General features: G+C 61.2%; 1 protein-coding gene. It reads right to left on the bottom strand.

Going from position 1 to position 263, the window contains the following annotated elements:
- A partial coding sequence (locus tag SB764_RS41365) for a DMT family transporter (RefSeq protein WP_410866951.1) occupies window positions 1–233 on the bottom strand: 233 nt, incomplete at its 3' end.
- Window positions 234–263 lie beyond the last annotated feature (30 nt).

The following is a 263-nucleotide window of genomic DNA, read 5'->3' as shown; positions in this document are numbered from 1 at the left end:
GCGACCGTGAACAGTGCTACCCCCAGCAAGGCAATGGTGAAGGACTGGGCGCACACGAATAACGCGCCTATAGCTCCCGCGGTGACGTAAAAGCGCGGAAAGCTACGGTTCCGGACAGCGGGGATGATGCGCTGCAGCCCTGACCGGCCTTTGGACGTGGCCAGTGAGACAGCACCGATGACGATCAGCCCTGTGGTGAAACTCACCACAGCAGCAGCGATGCCATCGTTCAATCTGCCCCCCAGGGCTCCGTTGATCCTTCC

This window comes from Paraburkholderia sp. SIMBA_027, assembly GCF_046535315.1.
Taxonomy (GTDB): Bacteria; Pseudomonadota; Gammaproteobacteria; order Burkholderiales; family Burkholderiaceae; genus Paraburkholderia; species Paraburkholderia tropica.
The sequence above is the reverse complement of the archived record's forward strand: the minus strand, read 5'-3'. Positions and strand labels throughout refer to the sequence as shown.